The 15,513-nt window shown below is 62.1% G+C and carries 21 protein-coding genes; 6 read left to right on the forward strand and 15 right to left on the reverse strand.

Going from position 1 to position 15,513, the window contains the following annotated elements; all coding sequences use genetic code 11:
* Positions 1–20: 20 nt before the first annotated feature.
* Both ABXS05_RS25855 and ABXS05_RS25860 read right to left on the reverse strand, forming a co-directional pair.
* Positions 21–1,208, reverse strand: coding sequence for an ABC transporter transmembrane domain-containing protein (locus ABXS05_RS25855; protein ID WP_367625839.1), 1,188 nt, complete (start codon positions 1,206–1,208; stop codon positions 21–23).
* An 81-nt stretch (positions 1,209–1,289) separates the two neighbouring features.
* Complete coding sequence (locus ABXS05_RS25860; protein WP_311939556.1) at positions 1,290–1,592, reverse strand: YMGG-like glycine zipper-containing protein; 303 nt, start codon at positions 1,590–1,592, stop codon at positions 1,290–1,292.
* 310 nt (positions 1,593–1,902) lie between these two features.
* Here ABXS05_RS25860 and ABXS05_RS25865 point away from each other — a divergent pair, with 310 nt between their 5' ends.
* Positions 1,903–2,064, forward strand: coding sequence for a DUF1328 domain-containing protein (locus tag ABXS05_RS25865; RefSeq protein WP_311939554.1), 162 nt, complete (start codon positions 1,903–1,905; stop codon positions 2,062–2,064).
* A gap of 746 nt (positions 2,065–2,810) precedes the next feature.
* Positions 2,811–3,044, forward strand: coding sequence for a cold-shock protein (locus ABXS05_RS25870; protein WP_367625840.1), 234 nt, complete (start codon positions 2,811–2,813; stop codon positions 3,042–3,044).
* Positions 3,045–3,077: 33 nt separating this feature from the next.
* On the opposite strand, the gene ABXS05_RS25875 is transcribed toward ABXS05_RS25870, so the two are convergent.
* The 9 genes from ABXS05_RS25875 to ABXS05_RS25915 form a co-directional block, all read right to left on the reverse strand.
* Positions 3,078–3,440, reverse strand: a complete 363-nt coding sequence (locus tag ABXS05_RS25875) for a hypothetical protein (protein WP_367625841.1) — start codon at positions 3,438–3,440, stop codon at positions 3,078–3,080.
* 117 nt (positions 3,441–3,557) lie between these two features.
* Complete coding sequence (locus tag ABXS05_RS25880) at positions 3,558–4,877, reverse strand: S41 family peptidase (RefSeq protein ID WP_367625842.1); 1,320 nt, start codon at positions 4,875–4,877, stop codon at positions 3,558–3,560.
* 149 nt (positions 4,878–5,026) lie between these two features.
* Positions 5,027–5,326: a hypothetical protein gene (locus tag ABXS05_RS25885; RefSeq protein WP_311939546.1), complete on the reverse strand. Its 300-nt coding sequence runs from the start codon at positions 5,324–5,326 to the stop codon at positions 5,027–5,029.
* 289 nt (positions 5,327–5,615) lie between these two features.
* The gene (locus ABXS05_RS25890; RefSeq protein ID WP_367625843.1) at positions 5,616–5,771 is read right to left on the reverse strand and encodes a hypothetical protein; all 156 of its coding nucleotides are present in this window, start codon (positions 5,769–5,771) and stop codon (positions 5,616–5,618) included.
* Between the two features lie 286 nt (positions 5,772–6,057).
* Positions 6,058–6,204: a hypothetical protein gene (locus ABXS05_RS25895; protein WP_311939540.1), complete on the reverse strand. Its 147-nt coding sequence runs from the start codon at positions 6,202–6,204 to the stop codon at positions 6,058–6,060.
* A 120-nt stretch (positions 6,205–6,324) separates the two neighbouring features.
* Positions 6,325–6,927 carry a response regulator gene (locus ABXS05_RS25900; RefSeq protein WP_367625844.1) on the reverse strand — a complete coding sequence of 201 codons (603 nt, stop codon included), beginning with the start codon at positions 6,925–6,927 and terminating at the stop codon, positions 6,325–6,327.
* A 196-nt stretch (positions 6,928–7,123) separates the two neighbouring features.
* On the reverse strand, positions 7,124–7,513 hold the full coding sequence (locus ABXS05_RS25905) for a response regulator (RefSeq protein WP_311939534.1): 390 nt from the start codon (positions 7,511–7,513) through the stop codon (positions 7,124–7,126).
* Between the two features lie 165 nt (positions 7,514–7,678).
* The gene (locus tag ABXS05_RS25910) at positions 7,679–8,116 is read right to left on the reverse strand and encodes a CBS domain-containing protein (protein WP_367625845.1); all 438 of its coding nucleotides are present in this window, start codon (positions 8,114–8,116) and stop codon (positions 7,679–7,681) included.
* A 35-nt stretch (positions 8,117–8,151) separates the two neighbouring features.
* A complete protein-coding gene (locus ABXS05_RS25915) occupies positions 8,152–8,418 on the reverse strand; it encodes a hypothetical protein (RefSeq protein WP_367625846.1) in 267 nt (88 codons plus the stop codon).
* A 257-nt stretch (positions 8,419–8,675) separates the two neighbouring features.
* Between ABXS05_RS25915 and ABXS05_RS25920 the strand changes: the two genes are divergently transcribed.
* The 4 genes from ABXS05_RS25920 to ABXS05_RS25935 all read left to right on the forward strand — a co-directional run bounded on the left by ABXS05_RS25920 (position 8,676) and on the right by ABXS05_RS25935 (position 13,127).
* Positions 8,676–9,755, forward strand: coding sequence for an ROK family protein (locus ABXS05_RS25920; RefSeq protein WP_311939526.1), 1,080 nt, complete (start codon positions 8,676–8,678; stop codon positions 9,753–9,755).
* A 498-nt stretch (positions 9,756–10,253) separates the two neighbouring features.
* Positions 10,254–11,801, forward strand: a complete 1,548-nt coding sequence (locus ABXS05_RS25925) for a PAS domain S-box protein (protein WP_367625847.1) — start codon at positions 10,254–10,256, stop codon at positions 11,799–11,801.
* Between the two features lie 78 nt (positions 11,802–11,879).
* Positions 11,880–12,140, forward strand: coding sequence for a PepSY domain-containing protein (locus ABXS05_RS25930; RefSeq protein ID WP_068290161.1), 261 nt, complete (start codon positions 11,880–11,882; stop codon positions 12,138–12,140).
* A 129-nt stretch (positions 12,141–12,269) separates the two neighbouring features.
* On the forward strand, positions 12,270–13,127 hold the full coding sequence (locus ABXS05_RS25935) for an alpha/beta fold hydrolase (protein WP_367625848.1): 858 nt from the start codon (positions 12,270–12,272) through the stop codon (positions 13,125–13,127).
* On the opposite strand, the gene ABXS05_RS25940 is transcribed toward ABXS05_RS25935, so the two are convergent.
* From ABXS05_RS25940 to ABXS05_RS25955, 4 genes are all read right to left on the reverse strand, one after another.
* On the reverse strand, positions 13,109–14,074 hold the full coding sequence (locus ABXS05_RS25940) for a DUF6328 family protein (protein WP_367625849.1): 966 nt from the start codon (positions 14,072–14,074) through the stop codon (positions 13,109–13,111). The two genes, ABXS05_RS25935 and ABXS05_RS25940, sit on opposite strands and share 19 nt — an antisense overlap.
* A 28-nt stretch (positions 14,075–14,102) precedes the next feature.
* Positions 14,103–14,381: a hypothetical protein gene (locus ABXS05_RS25945; RefSeq protein WP_367625850.1), complete on the reverse strand. Its 279-nt coding sequence runs from the start codon at positions 14,379–14,381 to the stop codon at positions 14,103–14,105.
* A 240-nt stretch (positions 14,382–14,621) separates the two neighbouring features.
* Entirely contained in the window at positions 14,622–15,293 is a 672-nt protein-coding gene (locus ABXS05_RS25950) for a UdgX family uracil-DNA binding protein (RefSeq protein ID WP_367625851.1), read from the reverse strand.
* The gene (locus tag ABXS05_RS25955) at positions 15,290–15,487 is read right to left on the reverse strand and encodes a hypothetical protein (protein ID WP_367625852.1); all 198 of its coding nucleotides are present in this window, start codon (positions 15,485–15,487) and stop codon (positions 15,290–15,292) included. The genes ABXS05_RS25950 and ABXS05_RS25955 overlap by 4 nt, the downstream gene beginning before the upstream one ends.
* Positions 15,488–15,513 lie beyond the last annotated feature (26 nt).

The raw sequence follows: 15,513 nt of genomic DNA on the forward strand, positions 1-15,513 counted from the left end.
ATCATTCGGATGCGCGGCCATCACTCCCGCGGTGGCGAAAGAGAGCTTGGCCGCTCGCGACCGTCTGCCTTCGTACCGGCATTGCGCAAGGCACTGGAAACCAGGTGATAGCGGGCCTGGATCACCCGATAATCGCGATACCAGTTCACCAGATCGCTCCAGGGATCGTTGATCTTTGCGAGCCCGGCGACGAAGGCGACGACGGTTCCGATCTCCGTCCGGCCCTGAACGACGAAATAGCCGCCAATTCCCAGGATGACCGCCGTCCCCAGAGAGTTGAGCCAGTTCATCGTGAAGCTGAGCACGAATTTGAGCCTGAAGATGCTCATGTTCAGGCGGAATACCTGGTCGACGCGTCTCGATTGAGAATGATTGGTCGTCTCGTCGCGTTGCAGCGTGTCGACCAGCATCACGCTGATCTTGCGCAGCACCCAGATGCGAGCCCCCACTCGGCGGTTAATCGCCCCCTGCATCAGCGGCACCAGGAAACACTGCGGCAGAAACACGAGGACGCCGACGAGGGCCATCAACGGCTGGAGATAGATGAGATAGCCGAACACCGACAGCAAGATGCCGATCTGGAGGATCGGGTCGGAAAGGCTCGCGCCGACAAAGCCGCCGATCGGATCGACTTCGGCGACGACCATGGCGATTTCGACGCCGCCGGCCTTACCCGAAGGCAGTTTGGAGTCGGGACGCTGCGCAACATGTGAGATCTCGTTTCGGAGCCACCGCACGGCCGACTCGCCGATCCAATTGCGATAGAGATTGAGGCCGATCTTGATCAGGCCCTGCAGAAAGGTCAGGGCGGCGAACATCATCGCCAGTATCAGCACGTTATAGACATCTCCGCCCTTCACGGCGGCGTTGACCAGGCGCCGCTGCACCTCGAGCGGCACCGTATCCGCAACGAACAGCAAAATGGCGCATAGGCCGATCCAGATCTGGTGCCGGCCCGAGACCCAAATGATGAATCCGACCAGGGTCGGTGGCATTTGAGCATTCGGGGAGGTATGCGGGCTCTCATGCGGGCCGGCCTGTGCCGTAACTCGCCTGCAGATCAATGCCAAGAATCGTCGAAGCAATGCTTTGCGACCCAGACTGTTGCATCTTTCAACGTTACCGGAATGCGCGCTGTCGATCGGCATCAAGGCCAGACGATCTGCCGGCGCGCACCCAGGAAATGGCTGGTAATCGAGACCTTCCAATCCCGGTCGGAGGAAGGAGCACGGCGCGCGGTGGCTGCACGCGTCGCGGTCCGGAGCTGGGAACAGCTCCGGACCACAGCATCAGTAATAGGCGGTGCATACACGGTTGCCATACTCATCATATCCGATCCGTGCGCATGACCGGCCGCTGCTGGGCGGTGTCGTCGCGGCACCTACGGCAGCCCCTCCGACGGCACCGATGGCGCCGCCAATGAGCGCACCGCGGCCGGGATGCCGGTTCGAGACGGCAGCACCCACAGCTGCGCCACCGACGCCGCCGATAACCGCGCCGCCGGCGGCGCGATCACCCGGATTGTCGCTCGCGCAGGCTGCGACGGAGATGGCCATGCCGGCCGCCGCAAATATTCTAAGCAAATCAGCCATGATCGTTATCCCTGGTTGCAACAATGCAAAAACTGCGCAGCCGGGGGATCGTTCCGCTTTCGAATTTGCGAGGTCTCCGCGTCCAGAGAATGTCAGGCATGGTTCCTGATCGAGACGAGCAGGCAAATCGGAGCGCCCTACTAGGGGTGGAGAGTATTTCCGAGCTGAAATACTCGGATACACAGCCCCTGCCAGCATTCGATCGGTTGAACCCAAGTCAGCTGTCAGGATTGGTGCAGTCTCGGTGGCGGGGGCGGGAACAAAGGCCGGCCGTCGAGGTTCGATAGCGCCACATCAAGGAGGTGCTACCATGCTTCACTGGATCCTCATTCTGTTGATCGTTGCTGCCGCAGCCAGCTTGTTGGGTATGCCCGCGCTTGCGGGAGCGGCCGCGACGGGAGCCCGGGTCTTGATCGGGATCGCCCTGATCGTATTCCTGCTGGTGCTGTTGGGTGTCCTCACCGTTGCCTAGGCCCGACATGGTCCATGGGCGTCGGCAGGATCAACGGGGGGAGGGCGAGGGGTTCGCCCTCGCCGTTACGGGCGATGATCGCACTGCCGATGCCGACGAGGCAGCGAAGGTTCTGCTCAGGCGGCGGTCCGGTCGATTTGAGCGTAGTGGGCGTGAACGAGCGAGGAGGCGGCGCATCTGGCCATCGGGCACTGCCGGAGGATCAGGCCGGCGCGATTGGCTTCCGGTCTGTCGTCCAGCCTCAGTGCCGCTTGAAATACTGGATCTCGCGTTCGTGCTTTTGGGCAGCTTCCTTCGATTGAAACGTGCCGAGATTGCGCCTTTTGCCCGTCTTGGGATCCACCTTTCGCGAATAGATGCGATACTCTCCTGATTTCAATTTTCGGATCATCGTTCGAATTCTCCCTCATATCGAAGATTTCGATTCATCGGCCGATCCCAGGCGCGGATACCGAGCCACATGGACGATGGCCGAACGGCCCGACCCCGGGGATCTCGGGTCGATCTGTAGGGGCCGAGCCGCCACGACCAACGCTTGCGTCGGTCGAACGAAGCCTGGAACGCCTGGCGTTCCGTGCTTCGCATCTTCCCAACCTGGTTTGGGCCGGATCGTTCCATGCGGTGCTTCCCCGGCATCGCTCGTTTGTCCACCGATCGATCGACCGTCCATCCACGTGCAAATCGGAACGAATGCCTTCGGCTTGCGTTCGAATTCGATGTGGCGTTCTGCCATGGAGGGATTGGAAATGATCACCGGCAGCCTGAAATGGTTCAATTACGACAAGGGCTATGGCTTCATCGCGCCCGATGACGGCAGCATCGACGCTTTCGTGCATATCAGGGAGCTCGAACGCAACGGCATCAGTACGGTGCGCGAGGGCCAAAGAATGGGCTATGAGCTGGTGGTCGATGCCAAGACCGGCAAGTCGAAGGCGGGCAATCTCAAGATCCTGCCGTCCGAGGGAGCCGCAGGATCTTGAGGGCACCTTGCCAGGGGAAGGGGCCGAGGCGGTTTACGAGGCGATGACCAGCGTTACCTCGTCCGTGTCATCGAACGTCATCGCGATCACCGAGGACGGCGCCGAGCCATAATCTTCGAGTGCGGCTTGCAGGCGGGGCGTATCGGCGATGACCTGTCTCAAATGTTGCAGTTCGCTCGGGCCTGTTTCGGCGATCTGCTGATTGGCCGCGATACGCTGCGGAATCGAGAGTTCGTCGAGAGTTGAGACCGTGACGGCCCTGATTTTCCCGGGAGCACGCTCGATAACGCCGTCATTGGGTGTGTCCGCCGGATTGGTGGCGGGTTGGGCCAGGCCGGTGGCAATGCCCGAAGCCAGGACGATCGTGGCGAATGTTGCGGACGTGAGCTTGTACATGATGTCTCCTTTCCGCTCTGTGGTCAGGGATCATCACGGACAAGCCTCGCACGGAAAGGGTTCGATCGTTTGCCGCTCGAATGGCAATTTTGTGGGATCGACACCTGTCCCGAATGCTCAGCGGCGTGCCGCTCCGCCGGCTGGAAAGGATGGGTTCTTGCGAACGCCATGAAGCAATTCGACCGCGGCATTGAGCTGCATGTCGTCCTTCTCGTTGTCAGGGACATAGGCAGACGAGCCGCCCTGCTCGGTGTCGCCTTGGCTGTCGAGATGTCCCTTGAGGCCGGCTTCACCGCCGGCGGCATCCTGCTGGTTCAGATTGGCTGGGATGGCCTGCTTCACCACGATTTCCGGATCGATGCCCTTGGCCTGGATCGATCGGCCCGACGGCGTGTAGTAGCGGGCAGTCGTCAGCACCAGGGCGCCGTTGTCGCCAAGCGGAAAGACGGTCTGAACCGATCCCTTGCCGAAGGAACGCGTGCCCAGAATCGTCGCACGGCGATGGTCCTGCCACGCGCCTGCTACGATCTCGGCGGCGGAGGCCGAGCCTCCATTGACGAGCACGATGATCGGCTTGGTATGAACGAGGCCGCCTCCCGTGGCGCTATAACGCAGAGAATCGTCGGGCCCACGTCCGCGCGTGGAGACGATTTCGCCCCGCCCGATCAGGGCACCCGCCACCTCGACGGCCTGGCTGAGCAGGCCGCCAGGATTGTTGCGCAGGTCGATGACGAAACCGGCAAGGTTCCGGCCTCCCTTGTCCGCCCCGGCTTCCATCATGGCCTTGAGGAAGTCGTCGAACGTATTCCCACTGAATTGGGCAATACGGATATAGGCGATATCGCCGCCGATCTTCCTGGTCCGCACGGAAGACAGCTTGATGGTATCGCGGACAAGCTTGACGTCCACAGGCTGTGCATCGTCCCCACGCCGCACCGTGAGCGTGACCGTGCTGTTCTCCGGCCCGCGCATCTTCTGGCTGGCCTGCTGCAGGGGCATGCCCTGCGTGGACTTGCCGTCGATGGCCGTGATCATGTCGCCGGAAAGAAGGCCAGCCTTTGCGGCGGGCGTATCGTCGATGGCGGAAACGACCTTGAGCCGATCACCCTCCATGGTGACCTCGAGGCCAACTCCCGAAAATGCTCCGGAAGTCTGGGCCTGCATGTCCTGGAAACCGGCGGCATCGACATAGCGCGAGTGCGGATCGAGGCCGGAGACCATGCCGCTGATGGCACCGGCGACGAGCTTGGCGTCGTCGGGCTCGGTCACATAGCTCGCGCGCACCTGCTCATAGACGTCACCAAAGCGATTGAGCTCGCGATAGGCATCGCTGGCGGAGGCGTTGGCGTGGCCGAGCAGGTCGGAATGCGTGACGGCGAATGCGGTTGCCGCGCCCATTGCGATGCCGCTCAGTAACAGGGAAACTTTGCCATACATTGCATACCTCTTCCCGGAGATGCGAAGGCTACGCCTCGCAAGTAAGCGAGTGTAAACAGCGGTGCGGATGATGTCGGCCTGCTACGCCGGCCTATTGCGAAATCCGCGCCGCGCCTATCCCGCCGGCTCGCGGCCGGGACGCTTGGGCGTCAGGCTGCCTTGCTCAGCATGACCACGGTATCGGTCTTTTGCGGTACCTGCGGCACCAGGCTGGAATGATATTCGTCGCACCAATGGGCCAGCCTTACCAACCGGGCCACTTCCATCTTCTGGGCGCTGTCCTTATCCGATGCCATCGGCTCGACAATGTTGAGCCCCTCGTCGTCGACAAAGAACGTATGCTCCCCGAACAACCGGGCGAACTGGCTGTATACGGGATGGTTTTCGGCGACGGGTTCAGCCCTGATCTGATTCAGTGTTTGTGTGACGTGCGTGGGCGACAGCTTCATTGGAAGAACTCCCATCTGTAGCCACCGTAAAGGCGACCAATCGGATGTCTGCCGACGACCTGGGAAAGTCAAAACGCCGTTGCCACCCCATCGGGGCCAAATCCCATTCCCTGGGCCGGGCTCACAAGCTGTCCAATTATCCTGCCATATCAATCCGACCACATTCTGGCTGCTGGAAGGCCATTGCATGAAGGGGGCTCGTCGGACGATTCTAGCCAAGCGATAGACAGGATGATCGAGGCTTGAACTCCGCGTTTCATGAGGAGAGGAGAGCGAGCGCACTTCCTGGTCAGTCTGCCTTCTTGGCGTCCCTCAGGGCCTTTTGGAGCTTGAAGGCAAGTTCGAGCAGACGCTGTGGAATGGGTTCGCGCTCGACTCGGGCCAGAATGCGCGCCACTTCCTTGTCTGCGGATCTGGCCTTGTCGCTTTTCTGATCGTTGTCCACTGAACTGCTCGTCTCGCCGTTGGTCGGGGGCAACTTGCACGAGCCAGGGAAGATCAAGACGCAGTTTCCTCGCTCGCCTGCCGACAGACTAGGAGGTTTGTGCCGGGAAGTCACTTGCAAAGGTCCTGTCGCATGTGTTGCCCACGCATGCGGCGGGGGCGGGGAATTGCTATGGCCTTGCTAACCATCCTTGCACGACAATGTTCCAGGAGAAGCGGTGTTCCAGGGGAGCAGTCCGCATCGAGGGCAGACGGAAGACCAGCGCTGAGGCGCCTGGCACCGCGGCTCAGTCGGACGGCCCTTTGATTTTTACGCCCTGGTTTCCGATGGTAATCTGCACAGTATTCTTATTCTGCTCATGGTAGATATAGGCACCAATGCCGGCTACCGCGACGATTGCGACAATCAGCAATAAGACGATGTTGCGGCTCATATCTTCTTCCGATGCAATTGACCATGAAACATCAACGCGTCGTCGTCCGCTCCGGTTCCGCCGTGTTCGCGGCCGGCGGGCTCGGATGGAAAAATAGCAGAAGAAACTCGGGCGCACCGTTCAGTCGAGCAGCTGATGGCCGACGGCCCTGAAGGTCCTGTCCATGAGGTCGCAAAGCCATGGCAGCGTATCGCGGTCCGGCGGCTTGCGGTCTGCCAGATCGATGGCGGCGAGCAGCGTTTGCTCGACCAGTCGGTCGGCAGCGGCCCTGCCGTCAAGATAGTGGCGGGCCCTCAGCCTGAGTTCGGGGAGAAGCCCGGCGATGTCAGCGCTCGGGTCCCCGTCAATGCCGTTGATTTCGTCCTGCGTCCTGCGGCGCGCCACGAACAGGGTTTCAAGCAGGGCGTGACGGCCACCCGACTTGCGAACATTGTCGACATGCCTGAGATGGGTGGGAATGACGTCTTCGTCGTAGCTGCTGAAGAAGACGAAAGGGATGCCCAGGGCGAGCAGGCGGTCTGCGATCGGAAAGACCATCTTGCCATTGATGTTGACGTCGAGAATGGCTGCATTGGCTGAACTCACATGACATTGCGCAGCCTCGATCGTCGATGCCGGTCCGAGGATTACCGCCCCCCTCTCTTCGAAATAGTCAGCCAGATCGCCTGCGAGCAATATCTCGTCCTCGACGATCAGGAGACGCATGCCCTGGAGTTGCTGCATGGATCGTCACTCGTTTTGAGCCGGTTCGCTCGAATGCGGATGCTGTATCTTCCGTCCCGGTGAATCTTCGCGCTGGAACGGGCTATCACTCCGCTTTCATCTCACCCGGTGCTTCTGTGTAACGATGCAAACTTGCACATGTTCCCTGCAGCAATTGGGACGGTTTGCGATGTCTGGGTGGCGATAGGGCGGATCGCTACTCCTTGGTCAGGCGCACAAGGGTTTCAAGCAGGATCTGATGCAGAACGGGTTTGACCAGAACCGGCGCGTCGGGAACCTTCTGCCGCAAGGTCTCGGGAAGCACTTTGCCCGTGCAGAAGGCGATGGGAATGCTACGCACCGCGAGCAGGTCGACGACAGGCTCGCTCGTGTCCTTGCCGAGGCTGATATCCAGAACAGCCGCTGTGATGGGTTGCTGGCTGGCGGTCTCCAATGCGGAGGCCAGGGTCAGGCAAGGGCCGGCAACCCGGGCTCCGGCTGATATCAGCATGTCTTCGATGTCGAGAGCGATGATGATTTCGTCGTCGGCGACCAGGATCGTTTGGCCCTGGAGAATGGCGTCGGCGGGAATCTCGGTTCTGGTCATGGCACTTTCCTTCCGCGTGGCCAGCAGGGATTCGCTCAGGTTCCTGTGCCCCGACGAAGAAGACAATTCGAAAGTGGTGCAGCGGCCTGGACGGAGCGCGTGTGGGGATCTCCTGATGCGCCGCCGGCTCGGGAAAGCCGACGGCAGGGAGGCGAGAAGGAAAATCTAGAACGTCGCCTGGCTGTGCTCGCCACCTGGCCGGGCAATTTCGCCGAGGGCGACTCCTGCCTTGTCGGGCGCTTTGGAGCGGGCGAGATCGCTCAGCGAGACGATGCCGACCAGACGCTTGTCGCGATTGACAACGGGGAGTCTGCGGACCTGGATCTCACCCAGATTATCAAGAACGTCTTCTATATCCTCGTCATCGAAGCAATATTTGACATCCTCTGTCATCACGTCTCGAACCGGCGTATCGGCGCCCCGGCCTGCGGCGACGCCGCGCACGGCGATATCGCGATCCGTGATCATGCCCACCAGCCGGTCTTCGTGAGCAACGGGAATCATGCCGATATCGAGGCCCAGCATGAGCTGGGCCGCCTTCTGGATCGTCTCGTCCGGCGTGGCGACACAAACTTCAGTCGTCATGGCCTGCCTGATATTCATCACATCCTCCTTTTGCCTTTGAGCGCCTGACGGCGTCACTTCGCCTTGCCGAGCGGGCTGTCGAATTCGGCACGCTGAAGCGCAGGTTCGGATCCGCTCGCCAGGGCTTCGGTATCTTCGGGGCCTTCGGGGAATTGCACGGATATGGTGACGTCCCGGCGTTCCTTGAGATCCAGGGAGGCCGCGGCGACCGCGGTTTCGAAAGCCGCTTCCGGAAGCTCATATCCGCCGCCGAGCTTGCCATCATGCTCGATGACCCAGCCATCGGCACTGCCAGTGATGCGATAGGATGCTTGAGGCATCGTCGGTCTCCCTGTCGGATCGGTTGCAAACAGGCGAACCGCGGGCCCAACGCGCCGGTTTCCAAGGCTTATGGCTCGTTTCGATGCCTGTTCGTCTACCGAACGACCCCCGCCGAGGAGGGTTCCACCAGGCATGGGCCATTTTTGCGGACGGCTGAAATGCCGGCGGGTCTTACAGCAGGGCGTGGTGGGAACCTTCGCGGGCGCGAATGGTTGTCGCCAGCAGCAGGGTTCGGAGGGGATCGACGGGTTCGGGGATGAACGAGCAGGCGGGCTGGCAATTTCTCAATCACGGCGGCGAGGTGCTGCCATCCGTCCGCGTGGATGGCTATAATATCGGCCTGCGCGACAAGGAGGGTTTTGTCGGCGACAGGGCCAATACGGGGGCCTTTCTCGAAAAGCTGGAGGAATTGCGCCTGCTCTACCGCAAGGCTGGCGAGGATCCCCTGGGCGAGGAAGCCACCGAGGAAATCAAGCGCAAGCAAATCGACGAGATGCTGACTGGCGACGATCTGAACAGCGCCGCGCTGGTGCACGGAGCGTTGGAGGAGTTCGCGCGGTCTCTTTCCGGGGTCATCCGCCGCTTCCTGCGAACTGCCTCTTGGCGGCGCACCGAGCGGATCGTCATCGGCGGAGGTTTTCGGGAAAGCCGCGTAGGGCGGCTGGCGATCGCACGGACCCAGGCGCTGCTCAGCGGAGAGGGGGTCTCGGTGGAAGTGGTGCCGATCGCCAATCACCCCGACGAGGCGGGGTTGATCGGCAGCCTGCATTTGCTGCCACCCTATGTGCTGGCCAATCACGACGGCATGCTGGCGGTGGATATCGGTGGACGCAACATCCGCGCCGGGATCGTGCTGAGCCAGGTGGACAAGCAAGCCGATCTCGGCCGGGCCAAAGTGGAAAAACTCGCGATCTGGCGTCATGCCGATGACGAGCCGGCGCGGACGGCGGCGATCGGTCGCCTCGGCGAGATGCTGCAGGACCTGCGCTCGCGCGCCGAGAAGAACAAGATCAGGCTTACCCCGGTGATCGGCGTGGGCTGTCCGGGAGCCATCAGATCCGACGGTTCCATCGCGCGTGGAGGTCAGAATCTTCCGGGTTCCAACTGGGAAGGCGCCAATTTCAACCTGCCGGCGGCCTTGCTCAAATTCGTGCCCAAGATTGGCGGGCAGGCAACCCACATCGTTCTGCATAATGATGCGGTGGTCCAGGGCCTGTCGGAGGTGCCTCGCATGGGCGACGTCAAGCGCTGGGGCATATTGACCATCGGCACGGGGCTGGGCAATGCGCGCTTTACCAACAGGAAGAAGGAAGAGGGCAAGGCCTCGGCGCGGTGATGCTGGCAGGCTGGTGTCTGGTATTGGAACCGAATTGTCGCCGAACCGTTCAGGAAGTCCCTACCTCAACGGAGTGGAGTACGATGCCCGAGAAAAAGACCAGGACGAAGGAGCCTCCGGGACGCCCCAACGACAATGGACGGAACGAAGAGGCGGAGAAGCTTAAACATGGCGAAACGCCGAAGGATCAGACCGGTGCGCCCAAAGGCAGGAACCGCAGCAATGCCGGCGAGACCACGTCGTGAACAGGCCGGACCCGGATAGAAGTCCTCCCTCGCTTCGGTTGTGATATGGATGAACGCAGTCTCGGCCTTTGCCGAAGCGGCCGAAGATCGGGCCGGCCGAGTTTTGGATTGTCTTTATCCGAACGGCTTGGCTATTGTGATCGTGATATTCTCCATGCTTCGGGCGCGCGGCGCATTTCATCTGCCGCTTGGTCTGGGAGCGGATATCAGGCAATAGGTCCGGGTCTTTGAAGCAATCAGGGCTGTGTCGGCGTTGAAAACCAAGAAGGAGCCGAGCGGTAGGCCGGCGCTCGTCTCCGGCGTGACGGATCCGGAGCAGGATGAACAGGCGCCGCTCGCGCATCCGATGCGCCAGCAAAATGCGCTGTTCCACTTCACCGATCTTCTTTATCGCGCGCGCACTCTCGATCAGATCTACGACGTGGCCCTGGACGTCATCCACGACATGCTGGGCTGCACGCGGGCAGCGATCCTGCGGTTCGATGGCAAGGGTGTTCTGCGCTTTGCGGCCTGGCGGCGACTTACCGAACAATATCGCGCCGGCGCCGAGGGGCATTCGCCATGGCGGCCGGATGACCAGGAACCGGCGGCGATCTATATGGGTGATATCGGCCAGGCCGATCTGCCGCCCGACCTTGCAACCCTGATCCGGCACGAGGGCATCGGCGCACTCGCCTTCATTCCGATCATGGTCAGCCACGGCGTGGCCGGCGAGTTCGTGCTCTGTTACGACACGCCCCGTCCTTTCACCGATGAGGAGCGTGAAACGATATTGATCGTCGCCCGCCAGCTGGGCTTTGCGATCGAGCGGCAGCACAGCGACCAGACTGCCCGCCGCCTCGCGGCGCTGGTGGAATCTTCCGGCGATGCCATCATCTCCAAGAATCTCGAGGGGATCATCACCAGCTGGAATGCCGGGGCCGAGCAGCTTTTCGGCTATACTGCCTCCGAGGCGATCGGCCGATCCGTAATGATGCTGATCCCGCCCGACCGGCATAATGAGGAACCGGCTATATTGGCGCGGATCCGGGCGGGTGAACGGATCGACCATTACGAGACCATCCGCCGGCGCAAGGATGGCAGCCTTGTCGATATCTCGCTGAGTGTCTCTCCGATCAAGGATGCCGAGGGCGTGACCATCGGGGCTTCCAAGATCGCGCGCGACATCACCGAGCGGCGCCGGGCCCACGAGCAGCAGCAGCTCCTGCTGCATGAGATGAACCACCGGGTGAAGAACCTGTTTGCCCTTGCCACCAGCATCGTCAATCTGAGTGTGGCTTCCGCCGAGACGCCGGCGATGCTTGCCTCGATCGTCGCCGATCGATTGGGGGCGCTATCGAGGGCACATGCCCTGACCCTGGCTTCCGGAACGGCCGATACCGGCTTCAGGAAAACGGCGACGCTGCACGCGCTGATCGAAGCGATCCTGGCTCCCTATGTGGAAGGGGCGCAGGGAGAGCGCAGGCGGTTCACGATTGAAGGCCTCGATATCGAGCTCGCTGAGAATGTGGTGACGCCCGTTGCGCTTCTCCTGCATGAGTTCGCAACGAACGCTGCCAAATATGGCTGCTTTTCGACGTCGACAGGCCGATTGACGATCGAATGCCGGCGGCGGGACGGCGATGCCGTGATCATCTGGCGTGAGATCGGCGGGCCAGAGGTGCAGCCATCGGACGCGGAAGGTTTCGGCAGCCGTCTCGTGCGGCTCGCCGCGAGCCAATTCGGCGGATTTTCACGCCAATGGCGTCCGGAAGGGCTTGTCATCGAACTGAGAATGGATCTGAGTCGCGTCGCTGCCTGATCCCGGCTATGGCCTCTTTGGGAACCTAAAGCCTTCTGTTGGGTTCTTGTTGCGCATTCGGAACATGAGGGATGCGCAATGGGAAGAATAGTCGGGGCCCTTGCCGGCCTTCTGCTGCTCGCTGGCGTGGCCAGCGCCCAGACGACCAGCACCGCTCTACCTCCGCAGGGCAGCCTGAAATTGTCGCAGATCATCGCCAAGGTCGAAGCCCGCGATGGCTTTGCCTATATCTCGGAGATCGAATGGAGCCAGAGTGGCTATTATGAGGTCACCTATATGACCACCGACAAGGCCAAGGTCGAACTGCATCTCGATCCGATGTCCGGCGCCACGCGATAGGATAGATGCGCCGGCGAAGCCACGGTTGAGGACCTGTGCTTGACCCACCCGGGCGGGTGCCACCGTCCGCGATTTCCCGCTTGGGGAATTGCTCGGCACGAGAGCCTCACCAACGAGGACATTGGCGCGATGGAAGAGCGGATCATCGATGGCGACGGCGTGAGGATCCGGACGCAGGCTTTCGGCAATCTCGACGATCCCCCGATCCTCCTGATCGCGGGTGCATTCGCCTCGATGGTCTGGTGGCCGGAAGACTTCGTGGAATTGCTTTCCTCTGGCGGGCGCTATGTCATCCGCTACGACAGCCGGGATACCGGTGCGTCCACGGCCTACGCGCCCGGAACGGCTAAGTATACGCTTGGAGATATGGCCAAGGACGCCATGGCCGTGCTCAGCGGTTACAACCTCCAGGCAGGTCATCTGGTCGGCATGTCGATGGGAGGCGTCATCGCGCAATTGGCGGCCCTCATCCGGCCGCATCGGGTCAAGACGTTGACTGTCGTCAGCTCCACGCCGCTCGGCGTCGAGTGGTTGCCGCCGCCTCGCGAGGATTACAGGCAGCACATGGCCATGCTCCACCATCTCGATTGGAACGACAAAAACCAGGTGGCTGATTTTCTGGTCCGCGATGCCGAAGCGGTTGCCGGCAGGCGCCACCCGCACGATGCCGATGCGGCCCGGCAGCTGATCGACAGGGATCTGGCCCTCTCGCCGTCCTTTTCCAGCCTGCGGAATCATTTGGCGGTGGCGGCGCCATCGCCTGTTCAGGCCAAGGCCGCCGATATCCAGGTTCCCACCTTGATCCTGCATGGCACGGCCGACCCGGTATTTCCGATCGCGCATGCCGACGCCATGGCGGCGGCCGTGAAGGGCGCCCGCCTGGTCGCCATCGAGGACGGTGGGCACGACCTGCATCCCAATGACTGGCCGCAGATCGCACGGGAAATCCTGCTCCACACCTGCGTCATTCACATCGGAAGGTTGTGAGAGCCAGGTCCAACCCGCGGGCCTTGGTCGCGTGCCTGGATACCCTCTGGTTGCGCCTTGTCCAGCTGCCTGTGGCGATGCCAGAGAGGCAGGACATACCACAGTCCCAGCAGCAACATGGCCGAGAGGCCGGCAAGCAGGTTGGCGAGCCCGCCGCTCAGGGTGATCTTCTGCACGACGACATGGATGTCCGCGCAGAGGCCGAGAGCGAGAAGGACGGTCGCGGCCAGGACGAGCCGGCTCGCCATCGCATGAAACCCTTCGGTGTCCTGCCCCTGGTAGCCCAGCCGGTGATAGGCCGCCGGCGCGATCAGTAGGACGGTGGAGAGCGCCACCAGGCCAAGCGCCAAGCCGTGCACGAGCTTGGCGGATGGCGGGAGATGCTCAAAGCCGTCGGTCAGGATGATGGCCAGCTGAAAACCCAGCAGCGCCTGCGCACCGGGCAGGACCACGCGCGCCTCCGTGAGGACGTGCTCCACCTTGGTACCGATAGGGGTCTCCTTGGCGATCGGCATGGCTTGTTCTCGCTGTTGCCGGTGGTGAAGGAGCGGCAGGCCGTACCAGAAGCCCAATGCAAGGGTGGTTCCAGCCGCCGCCGCCATCACGGCGGCCGTGAAGCCGGCGACGCGGTTTCCGGCGATGTAGAGGTCCAGCCCCAGCGCCACCGCGAAGGGCAGCAGGGTCGCAGCCATAGCCCATTTGACTGTCCCTTCAACACTCGGGGCTGCATGTCCCCGGTGGACGATGCGGTGGTGTGCACTGGGACAGACGAGCAGGCCCAGAACCAGCACCATGATGCAGAGCACGACGATCTCGATGGTCTTTTCACCGGGGGTGAGATGCTCGAAGGCGTTCTGGAAAGGAGCCTGCAATTGAAAGCCGAGCAGGATCTGAGCCCCGAGCATCAGCGTGCGGGATTCGTCGAGAGCAGCCTTGACCTTGCCCATCTGTTCCTCGTAGCCCCGGCGAGCAGGCTCAGCCGGTGGCAATCGCCAGAGTGAGAAGGCAAAAGGCCAGCACTGCGGCTCCGGGTTTCCAATCCAGGCCGGGGACCGCAGCCCCGATCACGGCGGCCAGGATCGACAGCCCCAGTTCGAGGCAGGCCAGAACCCACAAATGGGCCACTCCCCCCAAGGCAAGCGCGACAAGATGGGAGAGCAGCAGGAAGATAACGATCAGTGTCAGGCGTATGAAGCCGTCATAAGCCTGGCGATGCTCGGCGAAGTCGAGGGATTTTCTCTCCGGTTGTATCATTTGAACCTCCGTCATCGATGACTGAAGCCGGGGCGATGCCCTCACTTGCGACGGATCGCGATCCCGGACGCAAGGCCTGGCTGGACGCAAGGCTCCATCGGGTGAGGGCAGGGGCCCGCAGCCCACGACGTCGGCTGCCAGCCGCATTCCTAAGCCGGCTACGGCAGACTTGTTCCCCTTCACAATGCGAGATGGTCTTGAGGCAAGGCAGGTCTGGCCGGTCCGGCTTCGCGTCGATAGCTATTTCCCGAGGACCGTGTGGATCTTGCGCAGATCCTCGATGAAGGCGGAGCGCGCGCGTTCGGCGGCACCCGAGTCCGGGATACGCAGCAGATAGCTGGGATGAACGGTTACGAGAACCTGGAGCCCGTCCGGGCCGGGCAGAACCTGGCCGCGCTGCTTCATCACGCCGACGGCGCGCCCGAGCAGGGCCTGGACGGCCGTTGCTCCCAGGGCTACCACCAAGCGGGGCTTGAGGATTTTCAGTTCCCTGTCGAGCCACCATTTGCAGGCCTGCACCTCGCCGGCATTAGGCCTTTCGTGGATCCGGCGCTTGCCGCGGCGTTCGAATTTGAAATGCTTGACCGCGTTGGTGACATAGCACTCGTCGCGGTCCAATTCCGCTTCCTGGAGACATCGATCCAGCAATCGGCCGGCCGGCCCGACAAAGGGGCGCCCCTGCAGATCCTCCTGATCGCCCGGCTGCTCACCGACCAGAGCCAGGCGGGCGTGCTCGCTGCCTTCTCCCGTCACGACCTGGGTGGCGTGCTCGTAAAGATCACAGCGCCGGCAGCCGCCCGCCAGTCGCCGGATATCGGCGAGCGTGGCGATCTCCTCGCGATCCGAAGCCGAGGTTTCCGCCTCGGTCGGAGGATGGGTGTCGGCACCCGTTCGAGCTTGCCGGGCCGTCATCGCTCCGGGCCGTCCGATCGGCGCGGAGGAGGTCCTTTGTCCGGTGGGCGCTTGATGCCGCCGCCGGGCTTGCTGTGGGCTTGCCTTTCCTCCGGATCGGTCGGCGGTTTCACCTTGTCGAACCGATATTCTTCCCGCTCGGTGGTGTAGGGCTGGTCGCGCTCCCTGTCCGTCCGTTTTGGCTGCCGGGCCATGATATCCTCCCTCATGCTGCAGACAT

The organism is Labrys neptuniae (assembly GCF_040797145.1).
GTDB lineage: Bacteria > Pseudomonadota > Alphaproteobacteria > Rhizobiales > Labraceae > Labrys > Labrys neptuniae.

Coding starts and splice junctions, on each gene's coding strand:
- ABXS05_RS25860 (WP_311939556.1), bottom strand. CDS start 1,592: ATGGCTGATTTGCTTAGAATATTTGCGGCGGCCGGCATGGCCATCTCC.
- ABXS05_RS25865 (WP_311939554.1), top strand. CDS start 1,903: ATGCTTCACTGGATCCTCATTCTGTTGATCGTTGCTGCCGCAGCCAGC.
- ABXS05_RS25870 (WP_367625840.1), top strand. CDS start 2,811: ATGATCACCGGCAGCCTGAAATGGTTCAATTACGACAAGGGCTATGGC.
- ABXS05_RS25875 (WP_367625841.1), bottom strand. CDS start 3,440: ATGTACAAGCTCACGTCCGCAACATTCGCCACGATCGTCCTGGCTTCG.
- ABXS05_RS25880 (WP_367625842.1), bottom strand. CDS start 4,877: ATGTATGGCAAAGTTTCCCTGTTACTGAGCGGCATCGCAATGGGCGCG.
- ABXS05_RS25885 (WP_311939546.1), bottom strand. CDS start 5,326: ATGAAGCTGTCGCCCACGCACGTCACACAAACACTGAATCAGATCAGG.
- ABXS05_RS25895 (WP_311939540.1), bottom strand. CDS start 6,204: ATGAGCCGCAACATCGTCTTATTGCTGATTGTCGCAATCGTCGCGGTA.
- ABXS05_RS25900 (WP_367625844.1), bottom strand. CDS start 6,927: ATGCAGCAACTCCAGGGCATGCGTCTCCTGATCGTCGAGGACGAGATA.
- ABXS05_RS25905 (WP_311939534.1), bottom strand. CDS start 7,513: ATGACCAGAACCGAGATTCCCGCCGACGCCATTCTCCAGGGCCAAACG.
- ABXS05_RS25910 (WP_367625845.1), bottom strand. CDS start 8,116: ATGAATATCAGGCAGGCCATGACGACTGAAGTTTGTGTCGCCACGCCG.
- ABXS05_RS25915 (WP_367625846.1), bottom strand. CDS start 8,418: ATGCCTCAAGCATCCTATCGCATCACTGGCAGTGCCGATGGCTGGGTC.
- ABXS05_RS25920 (WP_311939526.1), top strand. CDS start 8,676: ATGAACGAGCAGGCGGGCTGGCAATTTCTCAATCACGGCGGCGAGGTG.
- ABXS05_RS25930 (WP_068290161.1), top strand. CDS start 11,880: ATGGGAAGAATAGTCGGGGCCCTTGCCGGCCTTCTGCTGCTCGCTGGC.
- ABXS05_RS25935 (WP_367625848.1), top strand. CDS start 12,270: ATGGAAGAGCGGATCATCGATGGCGACGGCGTGAGGATCCGGACGCAG.
- ABXS05_RS25940 (WP_367625849.1), bottom strand. CDS start 14,074: ATGGGCAAGGTCAAGGCTGCTCTCGACGAATCCCGCACGCTGATGCTC.
- ABXS05_RS25945 (WP_367625850.1), bottom strand. CDS start 14,381: ATGATACAACCGGAGAGAAAATCCCTCGACTTCGCCGAGCATCGCCAG.
- ABXS05_RS25950 (WP_367625851.1), bottom strand. CDS start 15,293: ATGACGGCCCGGCAAGCTCGAACGGGTGCCGACACCCATCCTCCGACC.
- ABXS05_RS25955 (WP_367625852.1), bottom strand. CDS start 15,487: ATGGCCCGGCAGCCAAAACGGACGGACAGGGAGCGCGACCAGCCCTAC.